General features: G+C 68.9%; 27 protein-coding genes, 1 tRNA gene and 1 pseudogene. 18 read left to right on the top strand and 11 right to left on the bottom strand.

Features of this window, described 5'->3' with window-relative positions; genetic code table 11:
* Positions 1-123 precede the first annotated feature (123 nt).
* From ACQP0U_RS08865 to ACQP0U_RS08855, 3 genes are all read left to right on the top strand, one after another.
* Entirely contained in the window at positions 124-1,227 is a 1,104-nt protein-coding gene (locus ACQP0U_RS08865) for a sensor histidine kinase (protein WP_433317372.1), read from the top strand.
* Entirely contained in the window at positions 1,224-1,871 is a 648-nt protein-coding gene (locus tag ACQP0U_RS08860) for a response regulator (protein WP_433317370.1), read from the top strand. Before ACQP0U_RS08865 ends, ACQP0U_RS08860 begins: the two co-directional genes overlap by 4 nt.
* 122 nt (positions 1,872-1,993) lie before the next feature.
* Entirely contained in the window at positions 1,994-2,857 is an 864-nt protein-coding gene (locus ACQP0U_RS08855) for a TIGR03620 family F420-dependent LLM class oxidoreductase (RefSeq protein WP_433317368.1), read from the top strand.
* A gap of 26 nt (positions 2,858-2,883) precedes the next feature.
* On the opposite strand, the gene ACQP0U_RS08850 is transcribed toward ACQP0U_RS08855, so the two are convergent.
* Positions 2,884-3,303: a hypothetical protein gene (locus ACQP0U_RS08850; protein WP_433317366.1), complete on the bottom strand. Its 420-nt coding sequence runs from the start codon at positions 3,301-3,303 to the stop codon at positions 2,884-2,886.
* Between the two features lie 104 nt (positions 3,304-3,407).
* Entirely contained in the window at positions 3,408-4,331 is a 924-nt protein-coding gene (locus ACQP0U_RS08845) for an oxidoreductase (RefSeq protein ID WP_433317364.1), read from the bottom strand.
* Positions 4,332-4,388: 57 nt separating this feature from the next.
* On the opposite strand from ACQP0U_RS08845, the gene ACQP0U_RS08840 reads away from it, so the two are divergent.
* Positions 4,389-4,832: a MerR family transcriptional regulator gene (locus ACQP0U_RS08840; RefSeq protein ID WP_433317362.1), complete on the top strand. Its 444-nt coding sequence runs from the start codon at positions 4,389-4,391 to the stop codon at positions 4,830-4,832.
* 188 nt (positions 4,833-5,020) lie between these two features.
* Complete coding sequence (locus ACQP0U_RS08835) at positions 5,021-6,316, top strand: GAF domain-containing protein (RefSeq protein ID WP_433317360.1); 1,296 nt, start codon at positions 5,021-5,023, stop codon at positions 6,314-6,316.
* Positions 6,317-6,351: 35 nt separating this feature from the next.
* On the opposite strand, the gene ACQP0U_RS08830 is transcribed toward ACQP0U_RS08835, so the two are convergent.
* Positions 6,352-6,609 (bottom strand): DUF6221 family protein, encoded by a 258-nt coding sequence (locus tag ACQP0U_RS08830; RefSeq protein ID WP_433317358.1) that lies wholly within the window; start codon positions 6,607-6,609, stop codon positions 6,352-6,354.
* 193 nt (positions 6,610-6,802) lie between these two features.
* Here ACQP0U_RS08830 and ACQP0U_RS08825 point away from each other — a divergent pair, with 193 nt between their 5' ends.
* Complete coding sequence (locus tag ACQP0U_RS08825; RefSeq protein ID WP_433317356.1) at positions 6,803-7,630, top strand: SAM-dependent methyltransferase; 828 nt, start codon at positions 6,803-6,805, stop codon at positions 7,628-7,630.
* Between the two features lie 72 nt (positions 7,631-7,702).
* Here ACQP0U_RS08825 and ACQP0U_RS08820 read toward each other — a convergent pair whose 3' ends face one another.
* Positions 7,703-8,110: a nitroreductase family deazaflavin-dependent oxidoreductase gene (locus tag ACQP0U_RS08820; RefSeq protein WP_433317355.1), complete on the bottom strand. Its 408-nt coding sequence runs from the start codon at positions 8,108-8,110 to the stop codon at positions 7,703-7,705.
* Between the two features lie 106 nt (positions 8,111-8,216).
* Here ACQP0U_RS08820 and ACQP0U_RS08815 point away from each other — a divergent pair, with 106 nt between their 5' ends.
* Entirely contained in the window at positions 8,217-9,128 is a 912-nt protein-coding gene (locus ACQP0U_RS08815; protein WP_433317353.1) for a GNAT family N-acetyltransferase, read from the top strand.
* Positions 9,129-9,216: 88 nt separating this feature from the next.
* On the opposite strand, the gene ACQP0U_RS08810 is transcribed toward ACQP0U_RS08815, so the two are convergent.
* On the bottom strand, positions 9,217-10,068 hold the full coding sequence (locus ACQP0U_RS08810; protein WP_433317351.1) for an alpha/beta fold hydrolase: 852 nt from the start codon (positions 10,066-10,068) through the stop codon (positions 9,217-9,219).
* 462 nt (positions 10,069-10,530) lie between these two features.
* Here ACQP0U_RS08810 and ACQP0U_RS08805 point away from each other — a divergent pair, with 462 nt between their 5' ends.
* The gene (locus tag ACQP0U_RS08805; protein ID WP_433317349.1) at positions 10,531-11,664 is read left to right on the top strand and encodes a hypothetical protein; all 1,134 of its coding nucleotides are present in this window, start codon (positions 10,531-10,533) and stop codon (positions 11,662-11,664) included.
* Here the strand turns inward: ACQP0U_RS08805 and ACQP0U_RS08800 are convergent.
* The 3 genes from ACQP0U_RS08800 to ACQP0U_RS08790 all read right to left on the bottom strand — a co-directional run bounded on the left by ACQP0U_RS08800 (position 11,655) and on the right by ACQP0U_RS08790 (position 14,437).
* A complete protein-coding gene (locus tag ACQP0U_RS08800) occupies positions 11,655-12,665 on the bottom strand; it encodes a mechanosensitive ion channel family protein (protein WP_433317347.1) in 1,011 nt (336 codons plus the stop codon). The two genes, ACQP0U_RS08805 and ACQP0U_RS08800, sit on opposite strands and share 10 nt — an antisense overlap.
* Before the next feature lie 415 nt (positions 12,666-13,080).
* Positions 13,081-14,280 carry a helix-turn-helix domain-containing protein gene (locus ACQP0U_RS08795; protein WP_433317346.1) on the bottom strand — a complete coding sequence of 400 codons (1,200 nt, stop codon included), beginning with the start codon at positions 14,278-14,280 and terminating at the stop codon, positions 13,081-13,083.
* Entirely contained in the window at positions 14,273-14,437 is a 165-nt protein-coding gene (locus tag ACQP0U_RS08790) for a hypothetical protein (RefSeq protein WP_203148687.1), read from the bottom strand. The genes ACQP0U_RS08795 and ACQP0U_RS08790 overlap by 8 nt, the downstream gene beginning before the upstream one ends.
* A 138-nt stretch (positions 14,438-14,575) precedes the next feature.
* On the opposite strand from ACQP0U_RS08790, the gene ACQP0U_RS08785 reads away from it, so the two are divergent.
* A complete protein-coding gene (locus tag ACQP0U_RS08785; RefSeq protein ID WP_393256019.1) occupies positions 14,576-15,337 on the top strand; it encodes a helix-turn-helix domain-containing protein in 762 nt (253 codons plus the stop codon).
* Positions 15,338-15,548: 211 nt separating this feature from the next.
* Complete coding sequence (locus ACQP0U_RS08780; protein WP_433317344.1) at positions 15,549-16,043, top strand: SMI1/KNR4 family protein; 495 nt, start codon at positions 15,549-15,551, stop codon at positions 16,041-16,043.
* Positions 16,044-16,523: 480 nt separating this feature from the next.
* Here the strand turns inward: ACQP0U_RS08780 and ACQP0U_RS08775 are convergent, their stop codons facing one another.
* On the bottom strand, positions 16,524-18,134 hold the full coding sequence (locus ACQP0U_RS08775) for a hypothetical protein (RefSeq protein WP_433317342.1): 1,611 nt from the start codon (positions 18,132-18,134) through the stop codon (positions 16,524-16,526).
* A gap of 73 nt (positions 18,135-18,207) precedes the next feature.
* Between ACQP0U_RS08775 and ACQP0U_RS08770 the strand changes: the two genes are divergently transcribed.
* The 7 genes and pseudogenes from ACQP0U_RS08770 to ACQP0U_RS08740 all read left to right on the top strand — a co-directional run.
* The gene (locus tag ACQP0U_RS08770; RefSeq protein ID WP_433317340.1) at positions 18,208-18,747 is read left to right on the top strand and encodes a hypothetical protein; all 540 of its coding nucleotides are present in this window, start codon (positions 18,208-18,210) and stop codon (positions 18,745-18,747) included.
* Positions 18,740-19,117, top strand: coding sequence for a YbaB/EbfC family nucleoid-associated protein (locus ACQP0U_RS08765; protein WP_433317339.1), 378 nt, complete (start codon positions 18,740-18,742; stop codon positions 19,115-19,117). Before ACQP0U_RS08770 ends, ACQP0U_RS08765 begins: the two co-directional genes overlap by 8 nt.
* A 14-nt stretch (positions 19,118-19,131) precedes the next feature.
* Positions 19,132-19,446: a hypothetical protein gene (locus ACQP0U_RS08760; RefSeq protein ID WP_433317337.1), complete on the top strand. Its 315-nt coding sequence runs from the start codon at positions 19,132-19,134 to the stop codon at positions 19,444-19,446.
* 18 nt (positions 19,447-19,464) lie between these two features.
* On the top strand, positions 19,465-20,190 hold the full coding sequence (locus ACQP0U_RS08755) for a WXG100 family type VII secretion target (protein ID WP_433317335.1): 726 nt from the start codon (positions 19,465-19,467) through the stop codon (positions 20,188-20,190).
* A gap of 10 nt (positions 20,191-20,200) precedes the next feature.
* Positions 20,201-20,827: an EndoU domain-containing protein gene (locus ACQP0U_RS08750; protein WP_433317333.1), complete on the top strand. Its 627-nt coding sequence runs from the start codon at positions 20,201-20,203 to the stop codon at positions 20,825-20,827.
* Between the two features lie 22 nt (positions 20,828-20,849).
* A complete protein-coding gene (locus ACQP0U_RS08745) occupies positions 20,850-21,107 on the top strand; it encodes a hypothetical protein (protein WP_433317331.1) in 258 nt (85 codons plus the stop codon).
* Positions 21,108-21,292: 185 nt separating this feature from the next.
* Positions 21,293-21,609, top strand: a pseudogene (locus ACQP0U_RS08740) (tyrosine-type recombinase/integrase); the annotation flags it as partial.
* An 89-nt stretch (positions 21,610-21,698) separates the two neighbouring features.
* On the opposite strand, the gene ACQP0U_RS08735 reads toward ACQP0U_RS08740, so the two are convergent.
* Together ACQP0U_RS08735 and ACQP0U_RS08730 are read right to left on the bottom strand one after the other, a co-directional pair.
* Positions 21,699-21,770, bottom strand: a tRNA-Val gene (locus ACQP0U_RS08735).
* A gap of 50 nt (positions 21,771-21,820) precedes the next feature.
* Complete coding sequence (locus tag ACQP0U_RS08730) at positions 21,821-22,477, bottom strand: TIGR02611 family protein (RefSeq protein ID WP_433320726.1); 657 nt, start codon at positions 22,475-22,477, stop codon at positions 21,821-21,823.
* A gap of 294 nt (positions 22,478-22,771) precedes the next feature.
* Between ACQP0U_RS08730 and ACQP0U_RS08725 the strand changes: the two genes are divergently transcribed.
* Complete coding sequence (locus tag ACQP0U_RS08725) at positions 22,772-23,203, top strand: SsgA family sporulation/cell division regulator (protein ID WP_007457244.1); 432 nt, start codon at positions 22,772-22,774, stop codon at positions 23,201-23,203.
* Positions 23,204-23,287 lie beyond the last annotated feature (84 nt).

Below are 23,287 nucleotides of genomic sequence, written 5' to 3'. Positions count from 1 at the left end.
TGAGCGTTCTCGCGGAACGTGCCGCGGTGCCGATCTGATCCCGAGGGTGGTACCGGGGTGCCAGCCGATCCGGTACCTGGGTACTGGCCGGTCTTCCGGCTGGTCGCGGAGACTGTCCAGGTGATGACTGGAATCCGCGAACGGCTGCGCGACCCCGAGCGAGTGCGCCGGCTCGCGTACGCCGTGGCGGGCCTGATCATCGCCGCCGTGGTCACCACCGTCGAGGGCGGCGTGTCCGGGCCGGCGGGCTGGGCGTGGCTGGTGCTGCCGGTCGGCCTCGGAGCCACGGCGCTGCGCCCCCGCTACCGCGCCCTGGTCTTCGCGCTCTGCGCGGGATTCGTCGCGATCGTGAGCACCGGGGAGTCGGTGCAGTTGGGCCTCGCGGCCGCTGGCCTCGTGTTCGTCTCGGTCTCCGTGGACCCGGCCCGACACCCCTGGCTCGGGTGGGTGAGTGGCTTGATCGGTGCGGCCGGTGCCCTCGCTACCGCGCTGCTCAACGGACGAGGGCTGTACGAGCAGCCGTTCTTCTTCGTGACGGCCGGCTACCTCCTGGCGATCCTGCTGCGATCGTGGTCACGCGGCCGCGCCCTCACCCGGGAGACAGACGACCTGCGCGGCCAGGCCGCCTGGCTCGAACAACGCACCAACCTGGCCCGCGAGCTGCATGACGTGGTCGGCCACCACGTCACCGCCATGGTGGTGCAGGCCGAGGCGGGCCAGCTCAGTGCCGACCCCGGGGCGGCGCTGCGCGCGATCGCGGGCAGCGGCCGGACCGCACTGAGCGAACTCGACACGCTCGTCGTGCACCTGCGCGATCCGAACGCGTCGATCGCGGTGAGCGCGCCGCCACGCCTGTCCGACATCGACGAACTGCTCGCGCAGCCGCTGCGCCAGCAGGGCGTGACGGTACGGGTCCACCTCGACCCCGAACCGGGCCTGGACGAGATCGGCGTGTTGACCGCCTACCGCATCGCCCAGGAGGCCCTCACCAACATCGCCCGCCACGCGAAGGCCACGGCGGCCTGGGTCGAACTGGTCCGTATCGGCGACCACGCCCGCCTGCGGGTCAGCGACGACGGCATCGGGCCGCCGCGCGCACCCACGAGCGGCTCGGGCCTGCTCGGCATCGGGGAACGCGTCTCCGCGCGCGGTGGCAGCTGGGAGCTGAGCCGGCGCCCCGGCGGCGGAACGGTCGTGCAGGCCGACCTGCCGGTGACGAACCCGTGATCCGCGTCGCGATCGCCGACGACCAGGAACTGGTCCGGGACGGCTTCAGCCTGATCCTGCGCTCCCAACCCGACATCCAGGTCGCGGCCGAGGCCGCCGACGGCCGGCAGTTCCTCGACGCCGTACGTCGTGACTCCCGCATCGACGTCGCCCTCGTCGACATCCGCATGCCCGTACTCGACGGCCTGCAAGCCACCCGCGAGCTCGCCAGGATCCCGCACGCGCCAGCCGTCATCGTCGTCACCACCTTCGACGACGACGCCTACGTCCTGGACGCCATCGCCTCCGGCGCACGCGGGTTCCTGCTCAAGCGGTCCAGCGCCCGCGACCTGATCGCCGCGGTACGCACCGTCGCGGCCGGCGAGGCGGTCCTCTCCGCCGAGGTCACCGGCGCGGTCCTCGACCGGGTCCGCGCGACCGGCCCGGCCACCCGCGTGGAGTTGGCGGCATACCAGTTGACCGCTCGGGAGACCGACGTGCTCGCCCTGATCGGCGCCGGGCTCAACAACAACGAGATCGCCGAACGCCTCTACCTGTCCATGAGCACCGTCAAGACCCACGTGACCAACGTGCTGGCCAAGACCGGCAGCCGCGATCGCGTACGAGCCGCCATCCTGGCGATCCAGGCCGGCCTGGCACCCTGACAGGGACCAGTCGCTGGCCCGACGTGAGCGCCTTGTCAAGGCAGTCGAGGCTCACAGCTTCGTGGTGGACGTCGCCTGTCGCACCGCCGCCGGCAGCGGCTGACGCGTCGTAGGGTTTCGGTATGGCACAACGACTCGTCAGCGTGTGGCAACCGTTCTTCCTTTCAAGCGAGAGCCAGGGCGCGGCCATCGACGCCGCGACCGAGTTGGAAGACCTCGGCTATTCACGAATCTGGTTCTCCGGTGGTTTCGGCGAGAACGTCGCCCCCCGCTTCCGGGAGATCCTGGACGGGACCACGCGCATCGGGGTCGCGTCCGGCATCGTGAGCATCTGGCACTCGTCGCCCCCCGAGGCGGCGGCGTTCGTCCAGGACGCGGAGCGGGCGCATCCCGGCCGGTTCCTGCTCGGTCTTGGCGCCAGCCACGCGGTGCTAGTGGAGAGCAGCGGCACCGACTATCGCAAGCCGTACTCAAGAATGGTTGACTACCTGGACGGCCTCGACGCGGCCGGGGTCTCGCCCGAGCAGCGTGTCCTGGCCGCACTCGGCCCGCGAATGCTCGAACTCTCCCGCGACCGTTCCGCCGGGGCGCACCCATACTTCGTCCCCGCCGAGCACACCGCCGAGGCCCGGGCGGCAATCGGGCCCGACCGGCTGCTCGCCCCCGAGGTAGCGGTGGTCCTCGACGCGGACGCCACCACCGCGCGCGCCACCGCGCGGCAGTACGCGAGCGGCTACCTCGCCCTGCCGAACTACACCAACAACCTGCGGCGATTCGGCTGGACCGACGAGGACTTCGCTGACGGCGGCAGCGACCGCCTCATCGACGCCCTGATCCCCTGGGGCAGCGTCGAGAAGGTGGCAGCCGGGCTGGAGCAGCACTACCAGGCCGGCGCGGACGAGGTAGCGATCCAGGTGCTCAACGGCGGTGACGCCACGACGTTCCCCGCCGACGCGTTCCGCGCCCTCGCCGCAGCCCTGATCTGACCCTCGAAGATCAGGACGACGGACGATCAGCGTCCGGCTCGTGTTGTCGTGCGGGCGTCACGCCGGCCAAAGATCTCCTCAGCTGGGGTGCCCTTAGTTTCGTCAACAGAGCTGTCCTCCACCTTGCCGAGCATCACGTCGATGTCGCCAGATCGGATCATCTCTCCCAGGGCCGCCACCATCGCCTCGACACCGGGTCTTGGCACGATGACCAGGTCGCTGCACCAGAAGTACCGGCCGCCCCCAACCTCCCCGGTCCCGGCCCACCCTTGCAGGAGCCGACCGATCTCATTTGTCGTCATGAAGGTGGCGTAACGACGAGTGCCGTCAGCAAGGCAGACATCGGCGTCGATATTGTCGGCCGTCGCAGGATCGTTGCGCTGGCCTGGCCTGAAGCGAACACGAGCGCCTTCGACCATGTGGTCCCATCCCACCGTCTCAGTCACGGTTGGCATCATCGCAGCTCCGGGACGCTCACCTTGGGGAGCGCCGTGACCTACTTAACGAGAAACCCCGACCCGGACGAGCGCGCGCTAAGCAGCGGCACGGCTCAGGCTCGATCGATGAGATCGAGGCCGGTCAGGTCGGCCGACAGCGCCCAGAGTCGGGCTGCCTCGCTGCTGTCCGTGGGGCTGTCGGTGGTGATGCGGCAGTCCACGCAGTAGTCGCCGCCATTCGCGTCGAGGTGGGGTGACGTGGCGGCCCAGACCTGGGTCGCCGCACCCTGCTCGACGGTCTTGAACAGGCCTGGCGCGGGAGTCCCGTCCGCGTCGACCCAGCCGGCGGCGACCATCTCCTCGCCCGCGAGGTGTCGTTGCAGGGGCGTGAGGATCCATCCAGGGTTGACGGAGAAGGCGCGGACGCGATGCGGCCTGCCGAGCAGGTCGAGGTGGTGGGCGAACAGGATGTTCGCGAGCTTGGACTGGGTGTACGCCTTCCACTTGTCGTAGCCACGTTCGAACTGCACGTCGTCCCACTGGATACGCCAGGCCGGGTCGCGCCCGGAGGCGACCGAGACGACACGAGCCGTGTCGGCGGCGGTGAGCGCGGGCCACAGCAGGTTCGCCAGCGCGTAGTGGCCGAGGTGGTTGATCGCGAAGTGCGCTTCCCAGCCGGGTCCGACACGTGTCTCCGGGCAGGCCATGACTCCGGCACTCGCGATCAGGATGTCGAGGGCGGGATGGCTGCGTACGAACCGTTCGGCGAACGCGTGAACGGAGGCGAGGTCAGCGAGGTCGAGCTTGTCGATCTCGACCCCGGCTACGTCGGCGAGTGCTTGCTGCGCTGCGTCCGGCCGGAGGGCTGGGACGACGACCCGGGCCCCGGCTCGGGCGAGCGCGCGGGTCGTGGCGAGACCGAGGCCGGAGTAGCCGCCGGTGACGAGTGCGGTCCTGCCGGTCAGGTCGATCCCGGCGAGGACGTCTCCGACCGTACTGTGGGCATCGAACCTGGTGTGGGTCGTGTCGCTGGTCATACGCTCGGACGCTAAGTGCTAGACCAGGGTCTAGGTCAACGGACTACGGTCGATGCCATGGCGGACAGGGGCCTGAGCATCGGGCAGGTGGCGCAGCGCACCGGGTTGAGCGTGCACACCCTTCGGCTCTACGAGCGTGAGGGCCTGTTGGCCAGCGAGGTGCGGCGTGACGGGTCCGGCAGGCGCGTCTACAGCGCCTGGGACGTCGAGTGGCTGGCGAACTGCGTGAAGTTCCGGGCCACCGGGATGCCGCTCGCGACGATCGGCCGCCTGGCCCAGCTCGTCCGCGAGGGCAGCGGCAACGAGGCCGAACGGCTCACGCTGCTCCGCGAACACCAGTTCCGCATCACCGAGCAGCTCACGCGGCTGCACGACTGCCTCGAACTCATCAATGTCAAGGTCGCCAGCTACGAACACCATCTCGCCGTGGGAGCATCCGGCGACCCCTGGCAACAGCAACCCCAGCCCGCACCGGAAGAGCACACACACCAGACGAGCTGACGAACACCGCCGCCAGGATGGCGACGGGTTGCGATGCGTGGTTGGTGGGTAGGACCTGACGGACGGGCACGTGGGTACGCTGCACCGGCGGTGACCTCAGTCAAGTCCCTCCGCACCGCGGCCACCCGCACCGACCGGTGCCACCATCGGTCGTTCCCAGATCCGCAGACGAGAGGCGACGCCACACCATGACCGCAGTACCAGACCAACGGTCTACTGCTGCTGCGGGTCCGGCGGCTGGCGAACGAGCAGCGGAGGAGGACCTGCGGGCGTTGTTCGGGCAGTCCATCGCCGTCTTCGCGTCTCTGGCGGGGCCAGCGCACCTGGTGGAGACGGCGAACCCGGCGTTCTTCGCGACCGTCGGCCAGGAACGGGCTCGCGTCGGGGTCGCGCTCGCCGAACTGATGCCTGAACTGGCCGGCCAAGGGTTCATCGGTCTACTGGACCAGGTCTTCCGCACGGGTGAGCCCTACACCGGCCGGGACGTCCGGGTGGTGCTGGGCGACGGCCCGCAGGCGCGGGAGGCGTTCTTCGACTTCACCTACGAGCCGCGCCGCGACGCCGGCGGCACCGTCACCGGGATTCGTGTGCTCGGTGTCGAGACCACACAGGTCAAGCATGCCCAACGACTGATGGCCGAACACCGTGCGCTGTTGGAGCAGATCGCCCGCCAGGCGCCCCTGACCGAGGTGCTCGACGGGATGGCCCGCTGTATCGAGGACCTCGCGCCGCAGGAGGTGCTCGTCTCCGTCCTGCTCGCCGACCCCGACGCCCGGCACCTGCGCCACGGAGCCGCGCCGAGCCTGCCCGACTTCTACAACCAGGCCATCGACGGCATCGCGACCGGCGAAGGTGTCGGCTCGTGCGGCACCGCCGCCCACCGGCGGGAACCAGTCATCGTCACCGACATCGCCACCGATCCGTTCTGGGTCGACTTCCGGTGCCTGGCCGACCAGGCCGGGCTGGCGGCCTGCTGGTCCACTCCGATCCTGGCCCGCGACGGCGGCCTGTTGGGCACCTTTGCGATGTACCACCGCACCCCGCGCGTCCCGCAGGACACCGACCTCGCCCTCGCCCGGCTCTTCGCCGGCACCGCTGCCCTGGCCATCGAACGCCACCACATCGAGCAGGCGAAACTCGCCGCCGAGGCACGCGCCAAGTCAGCAAATGACGAGCTGGCCAAGGTGGTACGCGTGGAGCGGGAACTGCGCGCCGAGGCTGAGCAGCGCGCCGCCGCAGCAGCGGAACTCGCCACCCAGATGCGGGCCGCCGCGGCCGCGCAGGCCGCCACGCCGCACCCCGAGCGCTGCCAGCTCGGTGGCGCCGACGGGTGCACCGCACCGGCCGAGATCAAGATTGCCGATTCGTGGGGCGACGCGGCGTGGGGCTGCCCCGCCCACGTCGAGGAAGCCATCCTCAACGTACGGTCGGTGTTCATCGCCAGCGAGGAACTCGGTGGCCTGACCGCCTACCTCAACCGCTGACGCTCGCGAGGGCCCGCCGGGCACCTGCTGAGCAGCTAGGGACGCCACTCCTTGCGGTAGTCGGGGTGCTCGTTGTACGACTGCGCGAGCACCCGGAGGGCGTACCCGAGACCACCGAAGCGCTCGTCATCGGGGTCCATCGCTTCGTACTCTTTTGCCAGCATGTCGACCAGATCGAGCATCGGCAGTTGGCTGTCGAGGAGGGCTTCGCCCCCGAATCGGTGAAAAACCTCGACGTACGCGTGGCAGTCCGCCTCGTATCGATCATGAAGGAATCTCAGGAGATCTTTCATCTGTCGATTCTCGCGTACCGAATGAGTGCTCACGAGACTCCTTCAGCCCACGGTGCAGGGCCGCCGTTCGACGATTCTTTGGGAGCGGTACCAGCGGGGCAAAAAATCACGCTCCCGATCGCTAAACTCGCCGCAACGTAGGTGCCGCCCGCCGGCCTCAGCCTGCGCCGATCCCCACCGAATGGAGACGCCTGTGACCCGCGACAAGGCGGCACCCCCCGGCATCGACCCCAGCGTTCCCAGCGTGGCCCGGGTCTACGACTTCTTCCTGGGCGGCAAGGACAACTTCGAGGTCGACCGGAAGGTCGCCGAGCACGCCCTGCGGATCACACCGGACGGGCCGGCAGCCGGCCAGGCCAACCGCGCCTTTCTGCGTCGGGTGATTCGCTTCCTCGTCGCCGAGGCGGGCATCGACCAGTTCCTCGACATCGGATCAGGGCTGCCCACCCAGGGCAACGTGCACGAGGTCGCCACCGAGCAGAACCCAAAGGCTCAGGTGGTCTATGTGGACAATGACCCCATCGTCCTGACGCACGGGCGGGCCCTGCTCGCCGCGGAGGGCACCGCGACCGTGATTCAGGCCGACATCCGGGAGCCGCAGGAAATCCTCAACCACCCGGACGTACGTCGGTTCCTCGACTTCGAGCGGCCGATCGGGTTGCTGCTCTTCGCGATCCTGCACCACCTCGGTGACGACGAGGACCCGAAGGCGGTGGCGGCCGCGTTGATCGACACGCTGCCCTCCGGCAGCTACGTGGCGATCTCGCACTTCCGCGACCCGGGCGAGCGAGACCCGGAGGGCTCCCGCAAGGCCCGCGAGGTCGAGCGGATCTTCAACGAGTCGCTGGGCACCGGCCGCTGGCGCACCGACGAGCAGATCCTCTCGTTCACCGACGGGCTGACGCTGCTGGAGCCGGGGCTGGTGCCGCTGGCCGAGTGGCGCCCAGAGCCGGGCGCACCGGCGGCGGTGCAGACCGACACCTACCACACCTTCGTCGGGCTCCTCGCCCGCAAACCGTAGGCGCAGCGCGCTCTCGTCGGAGGTAGGGCACCTGACGGCGTGGCCGGCGAGCAGTGGGTGTGCTGTCTCTGTCTACGGCGCAGGTTCCAGTACGACGACTGGGATCTGGCGGGTGGTCTTGCGCTCATAGTCGGCGAAGCCTGGATAAGCGGCCTTCTGCGCGCTCCAGATCCGTTCCCGCTCGTCCCCGGCGGCGACCCTGGCGACCAACTCGACCTTGTCCGTACCAATCTCCGCTTGGGCATGCGGGTGAGCGACCAGGTTGTGGTACCAGTCGGGATTGGTGGGCGCACCGCCCTTGGACGCGAACACCGCGTAGCCGCCGTCCAGCTTCTGGTACATCATCGGGCTCACGCGAGGCTGGCCGCTCTTGGCACCGACCGTGTGCAGAAGCAGCAGCGGTGCGCCAGCGAAGTGACCGCCGACCTGCCCCCCGTTAGCACGAAACTCGGTGATGATCTTGTCGTTGTAGTCGCTCACAGCTTCTCCTCGCCTCGGGGCACCGGCTCCTTGAACACGATTCTGACAGTCCTCCCCGGACGAAATTCAGGTGTCGATGTGAAGCGGTGATGGCTAGCGTACGCAGATGAGCACTGTCCCGATGGCCGGGCTGCGGCTGCGGTTCTTCGCCGACCCGGGTGAGTTCCTGGCCGCAGCGGATGACTACCTGGGCGCGGATCCCGTCGTCTGCACGGTCGTGACCACCGTGGCACACCGGCTGTTGTCGCAGCGGGCCGAGGGAATCTCGCAGCCCGACCGCAACTGGTGGCTGGTGGTCACCGACGACTCCGGCGCGGTGGTCGGTGCCGCGATGCGCTCGGCGCCGTACGCCCCCTACCCGCCGTTCCTGCTGCCCATGCCCGACCATGCGGCGGTTGCCCTGGCCCACGCACTGCACGACCGCGAGGAGGAGATCCTCGCGGTCAACGGGGCACTGCCCGCCGTTGAGGTGTGCGCCGCCGAACTGACCCGACTGCGCGGGGGTCGAGTCCAGGTCGCCCAGCACACACGGCTGCACGAACTCGGCGAGCTGGCGTGGCCGCCACCCGCGCCCGGCGGCCTGGTGGTCGCGACCGAGGACGACCTGGCACTGGTCACGCAGTGGTTCACCGCGTTCGTGGGCGACGCCGACGAACAGGCGGGCCGCCCGCGCGGTAGCAGCGCCCACGAAGTACCCGACCACACCGACATGCTGCGCCGGCTGCACGCCGGACGGCTGTGGTTCTGGGTCGACGAGACTGGTCAGCCGGTGCACCTCACCGGGGCCAATCCACCGTCGTTCGGGGTGGCCCGCGTAGGCCCCGTGTACACGCCTCCGGCCCAGCGCGGGCGCGGCTGGGCCAGCAACGCGGTCGCCGAGGTCTCCCGGCGCATCCAGGCCGAGGGTGCGCGGGCCTGCCTGTTCACCGACCAGGCCAACCCGACCTCGAACAAGATCTACGCCGCCCTCGGCTACCGACCGGTCGTCGACATGGCCAACCTTGCCATCGTCCCCTGACGCCAGCCGCGCCACGGCGGAAAGGTGCGCCTCCACGGCATGGTTGGCTGCCGGCGGCCGGGCCTCTCACGGCACGCGGGGCAGCGGCTCAGGCGATGATCGCGGCCATCCGTCCGGGCTGCTCCAGGAAGATGAAGTGGCCGGCGTCGGGCACGACGACCGGCTCCTCGCCGAGAGCCTTCGCGGTACGCGCCCGTTCCGACGGTCGAGACCAGTCTCGTTCGCCGTAGATCAGGGTGCGGGGCGCCCGCACGGCCCCGTACTGGGCGCGCGCCGCGCCCCAGGAACGCCAGTTCTGGTAGACGTTGCGCTCGACGTACGGGTAGCCGGATTGTTTCTGGGTGGCGGCGAAGACGTCGAGCAGCGGGTCGGGAACGCCCGTGCTGCCGGCGAATCCGCCCTTCATGATCGTCGCGGTGACGAACCTCTTCTCGGAGGCACCCAGGAACGGGCCGATCACCGGGAGGGCAACGCCACCGAGAATGACGTTGGCGAAGCGTCGTCCACGGCGTACGCCGTCGGCAAAGCGGGTGTCGTAGTCGTACGGGTTGGACGCGACCACCCGACTGACAGTTTCCGGCATCTGACTGGCGACGGTGAGGGCCAGAACGCCGCCGATCGACTCGCCAACCAGTGTCACGTCACGGAGCTTCAGCTCGCGGATCGTGTCGATGACACCCCGTCGCAGGTACGGCTCGTCGTACTGGACGTCGACCGGCTTGGAGGAGCCGCCATGGCCGGGGAGGTCCATGGCGTACACCGTGTAGGTGCGGGCCAGGATCGGGATGACGTCGGCGAAGTACTCGAGCTGCGTCCGGATCGTGTGCAGGAGCATCAGGGCGGGCCCCGATCCGGCACAGAGGTAACGCACGGTGCGTCGGCTGTCGAGCGGCAGGTTGGCGACCTGCCCAAGATTGTCCAGGCGCATTAGCCGTCCCACCTCCGAACCGAATGCTCGACACCAGCGTCCACGCCTACTACACCAGCCGGGACGGCCCGTCCCACGCCGCTTGCCGGTAGTTCCTCCGTTCGGCGTCGCCGATCGTGGAGATCTGCCCGCTCGGTGACCTGCCGCGGCGGCGTCAGGCGAGGCTCTCGGGGCGATCCGCCGGCCGGGCGATGCTGGTATCGAACCAGCGACCTCTTCGGTGCGATGTCCGGCTTGCGCCTGTGTTCAGAAAGAATCCGCTACACCGATCCAGGTGGTCTTTTAGGCTGTCTGGGCGGGGCGCCCGGGTAGACGAGGGCGTCGCGGTGGCGCGTTGCGGGCTGGTCGGGGTGCTCCTCTCGGCGGCCTGGCTCTACCACCACGTCAGTCGGCACGGGAGCTGCCGCGACGGCGCGTGACGCCCCCCGGCTTCCGCCGTCGGCGGCCGAGCCCGGCTACCGGTGAGGAGCGCGGATGACCCAGAGCGAACGGCAACGCCCGGAGATCGTCCTCGGACTGGTGGCAACTCCACCGGACCACCCCGCCCGGGTGGCCGCACGGCTCACCGCCGAGCTGGCCAGCGGGCTCACGGAGCGGGTGAGCGCGGATGTGCGGTGGACTGTCCGGGAAGGCTGGGGCGAGGTGGCGCCGCGCCGCGACGGCGGCGTCGAGGCCCTGCTCGACGATCTTGCGCGACGGCGCGTCGACGACCAATGGGACGTCGCCATCTGCCTGACCGACCTGCCACTGCATGCCGAGCGGGTGCCGCTGGTCGCGCAGACCTCCGCGCGGCGCCACGTCGCGGTGGTGTCCCTGCCCGCGCTGGGGCTGCACCAGTTGCGAGCAGCCCGCGCCGCCGTTCCGGATCTGGTGAGCCGACTGCTGACCGATGCTTCCGATAAGCGGGTGCCGCCGGCCGGCCGGGCATCGACCGAGATGGCACGCCGGATTCCCGCCGTCCATCGAGTGGTTGGTGATGCCGACGCCGGCGAGCGGCGCTACGTCGCCTCCGGGCTGATCGGCCGGGCGCGGCTGTTGGCCGGCATGGTCCGCGCCAACCGCCCGGGGCGCGCCCTGCTGGGCCTGTCCAAGCTGCTGGTCGGGGCGTTCGGCACGGTCGCGTTCGCGCTCACCACGGACACCATCTGGCAGATGGGCGATGCTCTCGGCGGGCTCCGGCTCGCCGTGATCATGCTCCTCGGACTGACCGCGTTGGTGGTCTGGTTGGTCGTCGCGCACGACCTGTGGGAGAAACCAGACCGAGAGACGCCGACTGAGCTGGCACGGCTGTTCAACCTGGGTACGGTCCTCACCCTCACTCTGGCCACGGCGCTGTCCTACGTGGTGCTGTTCGTGGGAACGGTGCTCGTCGGGCTACTGCTGATCGACACATCCGTGCTGGAACAGTCGTTGAAGCGGCCGGTCAACGTCACCGACTATCTGACGCTCGCCTGGATCACCAGTTCGCTGGCCACCGTCGGCGGCGCGATCGGCTCCGGGCTGGAGAACGAGGAGACGGTCCGGGCTGCCGCCTATGGCTACCATCCCCTACCGGACGGCTGGCGGGACGAGAAGGGCGGCCCGCCGGACCCGCCCGTTCAGGGCTGATACTGGCCGCGGGTGCGGGGCAGCCACTGCGGATGACGGTCGCGCACGTAGCGCACCAGCCCCTCGCGCAGGTCGCAGCGCAGGTCCCAGGCGCTGGCGCCGTCGGCGGCCGAGGCCTGCACCTGGATGACCACTGTTTGCGGGGTGGAGTCGACCATCTGGAGGACCCACTGGTCACGATCCCACAGCGGTGAGGACTCAACCAGCCGGCGCGCCTCCCGGCGCAGGTCGTCCAAGTCGGCGGTGTGGTCGACATGGATCTGGACCTTGCCGACCACCCGGGACTCGTTCCGGGTCCAGTTCTGAAACGGCCGCTCGGTGAAGTACGTGGTCGGCAGGATGAGCATCCGCTCGTCCCAGAGCCGGATCACCACGTTGGTCAGTTTCACCTCTTCGACTCGGCCCCATTCGCCGTCCACCACCAGCACGTCGCCGACGTGTAGACCGTCGGCGAAGGCGACCTGGATGCCGGAGAACGCGTTGCCGAGCGCGGTCCGGGCGGACAGGCCGATCAATGCGCCGACCACTCCCGCCGACGTCAGCACGGATATGCCGAAGAGGCGTACCGGCCGGAAGGTGATCAGGATCAGGCCGATCGCGACGATCGTGACCACGGCGACGGTGAGCCGTCGCACGGGGCGGATCTGGGTGCGGGCTCGCCGGATCCGCCGGCTGGTGACCGCGTCGCCCGGCAGTCGGCTGAACGCTATCGTCTCGGCGACGTGCAGTGCCTTGATCACCAGCCATGCCCCGGACACGACGAAGGCCACCAGGACGGCGTGCCGCAGATGACGCTGCCACGCAGCCGGTCCCAACGGCAGCGCGTAGTACAACGCCCCGGCCAGGAGGACCGCTGCCGCCGGGCGGCGGCAGGCCTGCCGCAGTGGCGCCAACAGCCATTCGTAACGGCCGCGGGCCAAGCGACGGACCAGCAGGCCAGAGATCAGGTCCACGGCCACCGCCGTCGCCAGCGCGGCTACTACGACCAACGCGGTACGCATCAGAAGCCGCTCACCGTCACCCCGATGCCAGCTTCCCCCGGCTCCCCGCCCAGTCCACGGACTCAGGGTGCCACCCCGTCCAGCGATAAGCGGCCAACATCGACGAACAACCGCTGGCCACGCCTACGACAGCCGCCCACCGGACGCTTTCCGGTTGCCGCCTTGACCGCACAGCCCGGGTCGCCGATACCGCGCTGCGGAACAGTGCACTCTTTCTCGTGGGCATCGGGCAGCGGAGGCTGACTGGGCGATCCTCGTATCGAAGGAGCGACCTCTACGGTGTGAACTCTCGGCAAGCCGGCCGGGTCGGGCTCGATGCGAGGTCAGACGGTCCGCTGACGCGCCTCTCGGGCCGGTTCGGCTGGCACGGTTGCTGTACTTCGCTGCTGTACTTCTCTGCCGCATGGAATGCCGCTCAGCCCACCCCGAGCGTGGCGGCGAGCTGGGCGATCGTGGCCGGGGCGCGCGGGTGACGGGCAACCTCGGCGACGACGTCCCGGGCGGCGGGCCGGCACCTGATCTCGGCTGGTGCGGTGCGCTCGACCTCGGTCAGCACGCGGGCGGCGCTGCCCGTATCCCCGGCCTGCAGGTAGGCACGCGCGACGTCGAGCAGGTGCGCGGCGCGGTGTTCGGCAGGTAGCCACCGCCAGCCGCCCCGCGCGGTGGCCTTCTCGTGCCAGGCGATCGCCTCCTGGGTGTCGCCGACTTCGACGGCTGCGGTGGCGCGGGCCAGGTCGACGGCGGTGGGACCGAACGCGGTGCGGTGGTGGTCGTGCCCGTCGCCGACCCGCTCCGCCATACCGGTGGCCTCGTCGAGCAGCTCGCCGGCGGAGGCCTCGTTCCCGTCTTGCGCCGCCGCCAGGCCGGCTTGGATGAGCAAGGCTCCGCACAGGGACAACTCCGCAGGCGTGCCGTACTCGATCACAGGCGGAGCGATCCGATACGCGGCACCGAGCGTCACCGACTTCGCCTCCCGCACCCGGCCAAGCGCGCGCAACACCTGCCCGAGCTGCACGCCTGCGGCGGCCACCAACTCCCGGTCACCGGTGGCGGCGAGCATCGCCCGATCCACGGCCAACCAGGCCAGCTCGGCGTCGCCGAGCTTGACCAACAGAGAAGCGATGATCCGGTACGCCTCGACGAGCGGCACCCGACCCGCCACCGGCACCTCAGCATGGGCGCGCTGCGCACCGGTGAGCAGGTCCGGCGCCAGGTTGACCACCTGCGGATAGCGGGCGTACTGGAACGTCGACCACGCGTACCCCACATCCCGCAGCATCCGGTCCACCGGCAATATCGGGCTGCCCGCCGGCCTGCCCAACGGGATCTCGTAGCGGGACAGCGCTGCTCTGATCCGCTCGACGCCGTCATCGCGACCCGTTGCCTGGACCGGCGCGGCATCCCGGTCGACAAGAGCGGCGGTGTCGATGCGAAGTACGCGAGCGATCTCCTGAAGTGTTGACAGCTTGTCCAACCGCCGAACTCCGCGCTCGACCTTGTCGACCCAGCTCTTTGACTTGCCGAGCCGGTCGGCGAACACCTGCTGCGACAGCTTCCGTCGACCCCGCCAGTACGCCACCCGCCGCCCGACCGGCAACAGCTCAACGCTACCCACGACGCCACCGCCGATCCGGAACGGCCCGAGTCGTCTCCTCTACCGGGATGCGATCCGCCTCCGCCTCGGCGAGAAGCCGCCGCCTCGCCGCCTCCCGCTCGGCCGCCTGGATCTGCTCGCCCCGACTCACCGCCGATTCGTCGCCCTTACGCGGCATCCCCACACCTCCGCCAGTAGAAGCGGCGGCACGTCGACCGTCGCGGGTCAACAGTGACGTCGGAATGTCATCTGATGCGACGGCACAAGGGCCGACAATCAGGTCACTTAGCCGGCGACATTAAGGCGACATGGCGCTATGGTGGCAGTCATGGTCGCCCCCAACACCGCCCTGCGGGCCGTCCGCACCGGAATGCGCATGAGCCAGGACGACTTCGCTCGCGCTCTGCAGGCCGCTGGCCACCGCGTCGGCGAGCCCAACGATGCCAACAAGAGACTCGTCCAGCGATGGGAGTCCGGCGCAATCGCCGCGCCCCGCCCCGTCTACGCCCGCGCCTTGGAGGTCGTCACCGGTCTACCCATTTCACTGCTCGGCTTCGACGCGGTGCCAGGCGGGCATGTTGCCGACGACGAACACGGCGGCCACGATCTGACCTCGCCCGTGTCCAGCCTGGCCACACCGACGCCGACGTCCAAGCCCACCACGGCCCACCAGTCCTACGAAGGCGTGTGGCTCAGCCGCTACCAGTACTACTCCAGCGGGCGGGGAGACTCCTTTGCTGGACAACACTTCGTGGTGCTGCTCCAGCACGGCGATCGGCTCACGGCGCGCAGCCTTCCTGGCTCGGCGTCATCGTCTCTCTCGCTGGACCTGACCGTGGACGGTGCCGTCGTCACCGGCACCTGGGTGGAGCAGACCGACCCCACCGGCTACTACCGGGGCGCCCGATACCACGGGGCAATTCAACTCATCGCCGAGCCGACAGGTCGACGTATGGCCGGAAAGTGGATCGGCTTCGGCAAGGACATGGACGTGAACACCGGCCCGTGGGAACTCGTCTTCCGCGACGCCTCGACGTCTAAGACGACACTTGATCGCTACAACACGTCCGCGACGTAGGTCGCTGCTGGTCCGGGAGCCCTTGACCCCTCGCATGTAAGTTCTGGCGCATCGTCCGGCACCATCCGCGCACGTCTCTGACGTCGAGCGTTGATCCGTTGCCAGCCGGCTTCGGCTCTCACGGTTCGGCCCTGTTGCTGTCATCGTTGCTGTCGACAGCAGCAGGGATACCGGCGGCCCGAGACTGGCTCCAACTGACTACCGTCGACCCGTGCTCGATCCCGCAACTGTCTTCGACGGATCCGGTCCGTTGGAGGATCCGCTCACCGACGAGACTCTACGGGCGGTGGAAGTGCAGCTTGGATACCAGTTGCCTGCCGCGTACGTGGACCTGGCTCGTCGACACAACGGCGGCGCGTTCGCCCGTGACGCCCACCCTGCACCCAGCCGAACCTCATGGGCTGGGGAGCACGTTGGCGTGCACACGCTCGCGGCGATCGGTCGAACTGCTGACTTCAGCCTCTGCGGCGAGCTCGGCAGCGCGTTCTGGTTAGCCGAATGGGGCTATCCCGCCATCGGCATCTACATCGCCGACTGCCCATCGGCGGGTCACGACATGATCGCCCTCGACTACCGCTCGCCCGGTGAGCCGGCCGTCGTACACGTCGACCAGGAGCGGAACTACCAGATCACTGTCCTCGCTCCCGACTTCGAAACCTTCGTGGCAGGTCTCGTCGAGGAGTCCGAGTACGACGTCGACGACTGATCGCCGGATCCGCGACGGTGTAGTTCAGCCGGTCAGACGTTGAAGCGGAACATAGAGCCGCTGTCCCGCCACCAGCGTGAACGGCCGGTGACGCCTGCTCACACGGCGACTCGGGCTGCCATCGTTGGTGGCTGGTCGACGACGTTTGACAATGTCTTGTGCCCCCTGCGTGCCCCACACTGCCCGGAGCGAGCGGGCCGCCGTTCCGACAGGTCCGGGGCCTCAGACGACGTCGTTGTGGAATTGACCTCTGGGGGATGGGCCCTTGTCCACCTCACCTGGAAACGCGCGGCCGAGAAACCGCCCTGGCCCGAGACCACCTTCTACAGCTCGATCAAGGCCCTCGAAGAGGACACCCACGAGCCAGACTGGACCCCAAGACCCCACAACACGACGGCCTTCGACGGGCAGTAGTTGCCACAGTCGGCGGGATTACTGAGGGCGGCGGGACGGTCCCCGCCGGCCTCCGGACCCTGTCGTTCAGACGGTGAACCTGACCCTACGGCGACGGACCATCAGAAGCAGCCCGGCGCCGGCGGCCAGCAGTACGATCGCACCACCAGCGATGCCGGCCACGCCGACACCGGTCACCGGAAGCCCGGGTTCGTCATCGCCGCCGCCATTTCCCGGGGCGCCCGGCGCGGTGGTGGGTGCGCTGGCCTCGCTCTCGTTCAGTACGACGTAGGCGACGTTGTTGGCGGGGTCTCCGTCGGTCTGCGGCGTCGTCCCAGTGCCTTCGAGGAGGAGTTCCACCTTCCCCTTCGAGTCCGGCACCTCGGCGTCGATACGCAGGGTGAACGAATGAAGCGACTGCCCGCCGGCCAGTAGGAACCACTCGTTGAAACAGAGGTAACGGGTATGGCCGGGCTCGCCCTTCTTTTCCAGAAGCCACTCCCCGTCGACGAGCGGCGCACAGGCTGCCGCGGCCTTGGTCACCGAAGCACCGTGCGGGACCGTGAAATCAACGTTCCCGAACGACTCGTTGATCGTTGCGGGCCCCTTGTTGGTCGTACCCACGGTCACGTCGACGAGGACCCCTTCGCTGCCCGCAGCCGTGTCTCCCACCGCAGCGACATCGGCCTTGAGGTTGCCGGAGACCTTGACGTAGCTGGAGGCCAAGTTGCCGGCTGGAGCTATGTCCACCTGAGGCGCGCCCTGCATTCGAGACGGGGCGGCGCTGGTGGATCCTTCCACGAGATCCAACTCGGAGCCGCTACCGGCTTGGCCTACCAGGTTCTCGTGGCCGTTTCGCTCAAGGAAGGCCTTTCGCAGGTCCCACTGAGCGGGTGTCATCCAGGTGACTTCGACGAGTTGCAACCCAGGAGCCATCGTGTCGGGCCGCAGTTTCAGCGGAATGGACGCGCCGTAGCCCTTGCCCGGCAGCAGATCCTCGTCGAACGTGCAGATCCGGAGCGTGTCGCCGTCGTATCGACAGTTGGCGAATTTGCCACCCGCCTCAATCCCGAACCCGCTCCGGAACTCGGCGACAACTCCGTGGGCGGTCTTGTCGCCGACGTTCCGGACCCCGTACAGCTGGGTGAAGGAGGATCCGGTCGGTGCGCTCACGTCGGCGAAGCGCTCAGCCACGACGTCAACGCCCTCACCCACGGTCACCCGGCCCTCGGTAGAGCTTTTGGCCGCCTGCTCGGAGTTCTGACCGGAGACCTGCGCCGAGACGGTGACCCTGAGCTTGCCGGTGTTGCCAGGGGCGGCCGTGCCCTTGGGGACGAGCCTGATGAAACCGACCGGAACGCCTGACTCATCGAGATCCACGAAGTCGGCACTGCACGTAGCGACATCGGCCGCGACGTGGCATTCCCAGTCGTCCTCGTCGTGCTCGATCAGCTGGGCGAAACCCGATACGTCCGAGGCGTCGTACCGGACAGTGATGGTCGCGTTGGACAATCGCTCCGCGGAATACACCTTGGTCGAAATGTAGTCGCCGCTGCTACCAGGAGCCAGCAAGGCGTCGCCGAGGTAGGCGCTGGTGGCCGGGGTCGGTTCGGCGAGGGCCGGCGCTGCGAGCGGCCCTACGAGTGTGAAGGCGATCCCCGTTGCCACCAACCATTGGCGCGCAGCAGTTCGCTGCATGTCATGCCTCCAGTGGGGTGGTGTTGATCGCCGGAGATTAGCAGCAGGCCGCTCACTGGGCTGTCCCAGCAAGATGGGGAACGCCGACCCCGAAGGCGACCACCTCGCCGGCCTCATCGACGCCTGCTGGCACCTCGGCCGCCCGCCCGCACCGACACGACCGGCCCGATGCTTCGCCGAGCCGACACTGCACAGTCTCGACGCCATTTATCTGGCGACCGCGCAGGTCCTTGCCAACGAGTCCGGAGCGGAGTTAGTTGCCTTCGTCACTGACGACCGGCGTCTGCTCGACGCTGCCAAGGCGGCCGGCCTGCCCACCGCAAGTCTGGCCAGAACTGAACGCGGACGACACCACACCTCGACGGTTCGCGCAACGACTCGACCGGCCACACTGGACGCACCTGGCCGCCCAGGTGGTGGGCGCTCCCTGGGCCGGACACCGCCGCCAGGTCGAGCAGGCCGGAAGATGGCGATCATCAGCACCCACGTCGTCGAGATCCAGATTGACCAGATCACGCCGCATTCGCTCGGCAACCTTGGTGTGGTGGGCCGCGGCTACACTGTCGCCTCTACAGCCCCTGCTCGGCAACCGAAACGGAGGCGCGGTGGGTAATCCGCTGTTGGACGCCGAGGATGCGCGGGAACGCCTGGAGGCATGGCAGGCCAATGCCGTACGCCGGGCCGCCGACACGCAGGCCGCCGCTGCCGGCTTGCGCGCGCTGCGGGTCACGGCCAGCGACGCCCACGGGATCGTCGAGGTCACCGTCGACTCCACGGGGGCGATGGCCGACGTCCGGCTCTCGGCGCGGGTGCAGCGCGTGAGCCTGGAGCAGACGCAGCAGGCGATCATGGGCGCCTATCGCAACGCGCGGGTCAAGCTCGCCGAGGCCGCCGCCGAGGTCGTGCGGGAGACGGTCGGCGCCGACTCGGCGACCGGCCGGGCCCTGCTGGCCGGATTCCGGACCGCCGACACCGAGGACTAAGAGGAGCGTTACTGATGCACGGGGGGTTCGAGGTCGACGTCGAGGCGCTGCACGCGCACGCCACGGCCATGTTGGCCATTCACGACCGCTTCGCCGCCGTCAAGGCCGCGAGCGGCACCATCTTCCAGGCCGACGAGGCGTACGGGCAGCTCTGCCAGTTCTTACCGCCCATCCTGGAGGGACGCCACCGGGACCAGGACAAGGGCGTGGGGATGCTCGCCGAGAACGTCCAGCTGCTCGCCGCCGGGATCAAGAAAAACGCCGACGCCTACGAGCGGGCCGAGGAGTCGAACACCGACGGCTTCAACTCCTTCCACTCCGCGACCTGAGCCGGCCCGGCGCCTCTCATGAGCAACCCACTGGTCGCCACGACCTCCGACATCGCTTCGACAAGCGCCGCGCACCGCGACGGCTGGACCGGCCTGCCGCTCGCCGACGACTACATGGGCATCAAGGACGCCATCGACTCCGGCAGCTGGATCGACGGCTCAGTCGCGGGCTTGGGCGCCGCTCTCGACGGGGCGTCCATCGTCATCGACCCGTTCAGCACGCTCCTGTCGATGGGCATCGAGTGGGCCATCGAGCAGGTCGAGCCACTGAAGCAGGCACTCGACTGGCTGGCCGGCGACCCCGAGACCATCGAGACGCACGCCTTGACCTGGGACAACATGGCCAGTGAGCTGCTCTCCATCGCCGAGGACCTCAAGGCGCGGCTGGTCGGCGACCTCGACGGATGGCAGGGCGCGGCCGCCGACGCTTACCGCGACATGCTGACCATCAACATCGACGTCGCCGGGATCTTCGCGGGCACGGCCGCCGGCATGGGTGCCGCGACCCGTGGCGCGGGGGTCCTGGTGCAGACGGTACGGGAGGTCGTGCGCGCCTTCGTCGCCGACTGCATCGCCAAGGTCGTGGTGTGGCTGGCCGAGGTGGTCTTCTCCCTCGGCTTCGCCACACCGCTGGTCGCCACCCAGCTCGCGATGGCCGTCGTCCGCTGGACCGGCCGCATCTTCGGCTGGCTGATGGGCCTGATCAGCAGCCTCTCCGCCCTTCGCGCACTCCTCGACGTCTAGGCGGCCCTCGATGCGACAACTCATGGCGGCTCTGCGGACCACCGCCGTCCTGGTGGTCCTGTTCGGTGTGGCGGGTCTCCACAAGCACCCCTCAGGCCCCACCCCACCGCATGGCGGTGACGGCGACGGCCCCAAGCGTCCCAAGTTCAACCCGGCAATGATGCCCAAGCGCGTGGGACCAGCCCAGCAGCACGGCATCAGGCGCGCCGAGGAGGGCCGCCCGAAGGACGCCGACACATCCGAGCCCGAGGTACCCAAGAGGACCAACCCCTGGGACGACCCCGACTTCGCCGACGCCAGGTACGACATGCACCGCTTCGGTCAGATGGGCGACGGGGCGATGGACAAGATCTGGGACGGCGACGGCATGGGCAGTGGCAACCACAAGCCCTCGTCCACCGAGCCCGGCAAGACGCTCTTCCCGCCCGGCACCACCAAGGAGCAGGTCGAGGGCTGGTTCAAGAGCATCGCCACCAACCCCGACAGCCGCCCTCAGCCACGTGCCAACGGCGACGGCTGGCGCGTCACCGGCACCCGCGACGGCGTCACCTGCATCGTTACCCTGGACAAGGACGGCAGCATCTCCGGCGGCTTCCCGCTCAGCGGCGAGGGCGTCACCACCAACCCGCCGGCCTAGCCACCGAACCCACGGGAGACCCATGGACGTCATCGGTTTCTACCGGCGCAGCCGCCGGATCACCGACCAGCTCGCACCCAGGATCAGCCCGAATCACCGGCCGTTCGTCCTGGCCGCCGCCGGCGCCGGGGCCTGGGACCTGGCGATCACGGAGCTCGTCGGCGCCCTGTCGGAGGAGGACGTCGTGATCACCACGGCGGAGAAGGACGCGCTGCGGGAGCTCATGGAGTTCCGCCGGGAGCCTCTGACCTACCTGGAGCAGATCCGGACCTCGGACTGACGGCCGAAGCGTAGATCGGGCCCCTCGAACCCTGCACCGTGTCGACCATCTGGCGTCCCAGACCTGGCCCGATCTCGGCGGGCATGTCGATGGCGACAGTCATCGAACGGTAGATCTCGGGATCCGACTGCGGAAGGCGCCAAGATTTTTGGGGCGGGTTGTTCGGGGATTCTTTGCGTGAATCTACCGAAGCAGCCGCCGGGAAGGCGTGGCACGAGACCAGGCTTGTATTCACCACCCGCCAGGGCACGCCCATCGAGCCACGCAACTTGCAACGGTCCTGGCAGGCGAGGTGCGAGAAGACCAACGTCAGGCCGATCACCGTCCACGACGCCCGCCGCACCTACGCGCCGCTGCTCGCCGACCTCGACGTCCACCCCAGAGTCGCCATGCAGGTGCTGAGGCACGCCCGTTCCTCCGTGACGATGGAGATCTACACGCAGGTATCCAACAAGGCGACCAGGGACGCGCTCAGCGCCTCGGCGAATCACTAACGCCATAGCCGGGCTCCTGTACTTAGCTGCTGTAGACAACCAGAAAGGCCACCTCCCGAAACTCGGGAAGCGGCCTCTGACCTGCAAAAACTGAGAGTGGGCGATGCTGGTATCGAACCAGCGACCTCTTCGGTGTGAACGAAGCGCTCTCCCACTGAGCTAATCGCCCTCAGCGCCACTGACTCTACCCGATCGTGGAACCGGACCGGAAATCCGGGGTCAGTGCGTCGCGAGGTAGTGCATCGCCTCGGCGATCACGTCGATGCCGAGGCTGTACTTGAGGGACAGCCAGACCACCGTGGCCACGAAGACCAGGCCGACGGAGCCGAGCACGATTCGCACCAGCAGCGATTGTCTCGTCACCCAGCGTGTCCATCCGTGGACGTGGCGGCGGGTGAAGCCGAGCAGCCGCCGGGCCCAGTGGTATTCGACGGCCCAGATGCCCAGGCCGGCGATCACCAGCAGCCAGCCCGGCCCGGGGAGCGGGATGAGGGCGATGCCGATGGTCACCACCAGCGCACCGGCGATCGCGATGAAGATCTTGAGTGCGATCCGGCCGGTGGGGTTGGCGCGGATGAGTTCGAGGGTCAGCGAGATCCGCTCGCGCCAGCGGGGGCGGCGCGGCGGGTCCTGCACGGCGACCCCGCCACCACCAGCACCGGCGTCACCGTCGCGACCACCACCAGCACCGCCATGACGACCAGCACCAGCACCGGTGCCGTGACGACCAGCACCGCCGCCATCGCCACCGGAACGACCGGCGTCGGACGTCGGCCGACCGGTCCGTTCGGGCTGCTCCATCGGCACTTCGTACCCCCGCTTTTCGGCTGCTCGGACCGCGACTCTCGGCGTGCCGGGCGCCGCCGCCGGATCCACTGAGGATTGCTTCGTCACCATTTCACCCCCCAGTGTCGCTCGGGCCCGTCACTGCAACGGCCGACTGGACGTTACCGGAGTAAGTCGACGACTGAGCCACCCGATACCGGGCGGGATCACGCACTGGGCAGAACCGGAAATCCTACATGAATGCTCACATTCACGCGGCCTTTCCGTCCCCCTTCCCACCACTGGGTGAAGTCAGCGTATGGCGGAGCGTAGCCAGGAGTAGCACCTGAGTATGGGAAAAGCGGGACACGCGCGTTCCGCAGCGGTGCCGGGGGGAGAACGTCCATGAGTGTCATCCGACCGACGACCGTAGAGGTCGAGACGTCGCTAAGGCTCGTCGCACCTGACGCCACCGCCTTGCCGGTGCGTGCCAGTCTGCGTTACGACCCTGCTGACCCGTATGCGGTCCATGTCCTGTTCCATGCCGAATCGGCAGGGGGCGAGGCGGTGAGTTGGTCGTTCGCTCGCGAACTTCTGGTCACCGGCCTGGACGAGCCGGCCGGCATCGGGGATGTCCGGGTCTGGCCCTGGGCCACACCGCGCGGCGACTTTGTCGCGCTGGCCCTCTCGTCACCGGACGGCAACGCCCTCTTCGAGGTGCCGCGCAGCGTCCTGGTGCGTTTCCTTCGACGGACCTACGTCGTCGTCCCGCGCGGCCGTGAGGCCGAGCACCTGGACGTCGACACGGCGGTGAACCGGCTTCTCGCCGGTCGCTGACCGCCCGAACGGGCAACACCGGCCATACCGGGGCCGCGCGGATCTGCCGAGTCCGCGCGGCCCCGGCACACACACCCCAGGAGT

The organism is Micromonospora sp. CA-269861 (assembly GCF_050948505.1).
Taxonomy (GTDB): domain Bacteria; phylum Actinomycetota; class Actinomycetes; order Mycobacteriales; family Micromonosporaceae; genus Micromonospora.
Note: the sequence above shows the minus strand (reverse complement) of the source record. Positions and strands in the feature narration are given on the sequence as shown.

What these genes read in the sequence shown, in the direction of transcription:
- ACQP0U_RS08865 (WP_433317372.1), top strand. Translation starts at nt 124, where the DNA reads ATGACTGGAATCCGCGAACGGCTGCGCGACCCCGAGCGAGTGCGCCGG.
- ACQP0U_RS08835 (WP_433317360.1), top strand. Translation starts at nt 5,021, where the DNA reads ATGACCGCAGTACCAGACCAACGGTCTACTGCTGCTGCGGGTCCGGCG.
- ACQP0U_RS08760 (WP_433317337.1), top strand. Translation starts at nt 19,132, where the DNA reads ATGCACGGGGGGTTCGAGGTCGACGTCGAGGCGCTGCACGCGCACGCC.
- ACQP0U_RS08855 (WP_433317368.1), top strand. Translation starts at nt 1,994, where the DNA reads ATGGCACAACGACTCGTCAGCGTGTGGCAACCGTTCTTCCTTTCAAGC.
- ACQP0U_RS08800 (WP_433317347.1), bottom strand. Translation starts at nt 12,665, where the DNA reads ATGCGTACCGCGTTGGTCGTAGTAGCCGCGCTGGCGACGGCGGTGGCC.
- ACQP0U_RS08725 (WP_007457244.1), top strand. Translation starts at nt 22,772, where the DNA reads ATGAGTGTCATCCGACCGACGACCGTAGAGGTCGAGACGTCGCTAAGG.
- ACQP0U_RS08745 (WP_433317331.1), top strand. Translation starts at nt 20,850, where the DNA reads ATGGACGTCATCGGTTTCTACCGGCGCAGCCGCCGGATCACCGACCAG.
- ACQP0U_RS08805 (WP_433317349.1), top strand. Translation starts at nt 10,531, where the DNA reads ATGACCCAGAGCGAACGGCAACGCCCGGAGATCGTCCTCGGACTGGTG.
- ACQP0U_RS08830 (WP_433317358.1), bottom strand. Translation starts at nt 6,609, where the DNA reads ATGAAAGATCTCCTGAGATTCCTTCATGATCGATACGAGGCGGACTGC.
- ACQP0U_RS08790 (WP_203148687.1), bottom strand. Translation starts at nt 14,437, where the DNA reads ATGCCGCGTAAGGGCGACGAATCGGCGGTGAGTCGGGGCGAGCAGATC.
- ACQP0U_RS08785 (WP_393256019.1), top strand. Translation starts at nt 14,576, where the DNA reads ATGGTGGCAGTCATGGTCGCCCCCAACACCGCCCTGCGGGCCGTCCGC.
- ACQP0U_RS08750 (WP_433317333.1), top strand. Translation starts at nt 20,201, where the DNA reads ATGCGACAACTCATGGCGGCTCTGCGGACCACCGCCGTCCTGGTGGTC.
- ACQP0U_RS08775 (WP_433317342.1), bottom strand. Translation starts at nt 18,134, where the DNA reads ATGCAGCGAACTGCTGCGCGCCAATGGTTGGTGGCAACGGGGATCGCC.
- ACQP0U_RS08770 (WP_433317340.1), top strand. Translation starts at nt 18,208, where the DNA reads ATGGGGAACGCCGACCCCGAAGGCGACCACCTCGCCGGCCTCATCGAC.
- ACQP0U_RS08815 (WP_433317353.1), top strand. Translation starts at nt 8,217, where the DNA reads ATGAGCACTGTCCCGATGGCCGGGCTGCGGCTGCGGTTCTTCGCCGAC.
- ACQP0U_RS08845 (WP_433317364.1), bottom strand. Translation starts at nt 4,331, where the DNA reads ATGACCAGCGACACGACCCACACCAGGTTCGATGCCCACAGTACGGTC.
- ACQP0U_RS08755 (WP_433317335.1), top strand. Translation starts at nt 19,465, where the DNA reads ATGAGCAACCCACTGGTCGCCACGACCTCCGACATCGCTTCGACAAGC.
- ACQP0U_RS08840 (WP_433317362.1), top strand. Translation starts at nt 4,389, where the DNA reads ATGGCGGACAGGGGCCTGAGCATCGGGCAGGTGGCGCAGCGCACCGGG.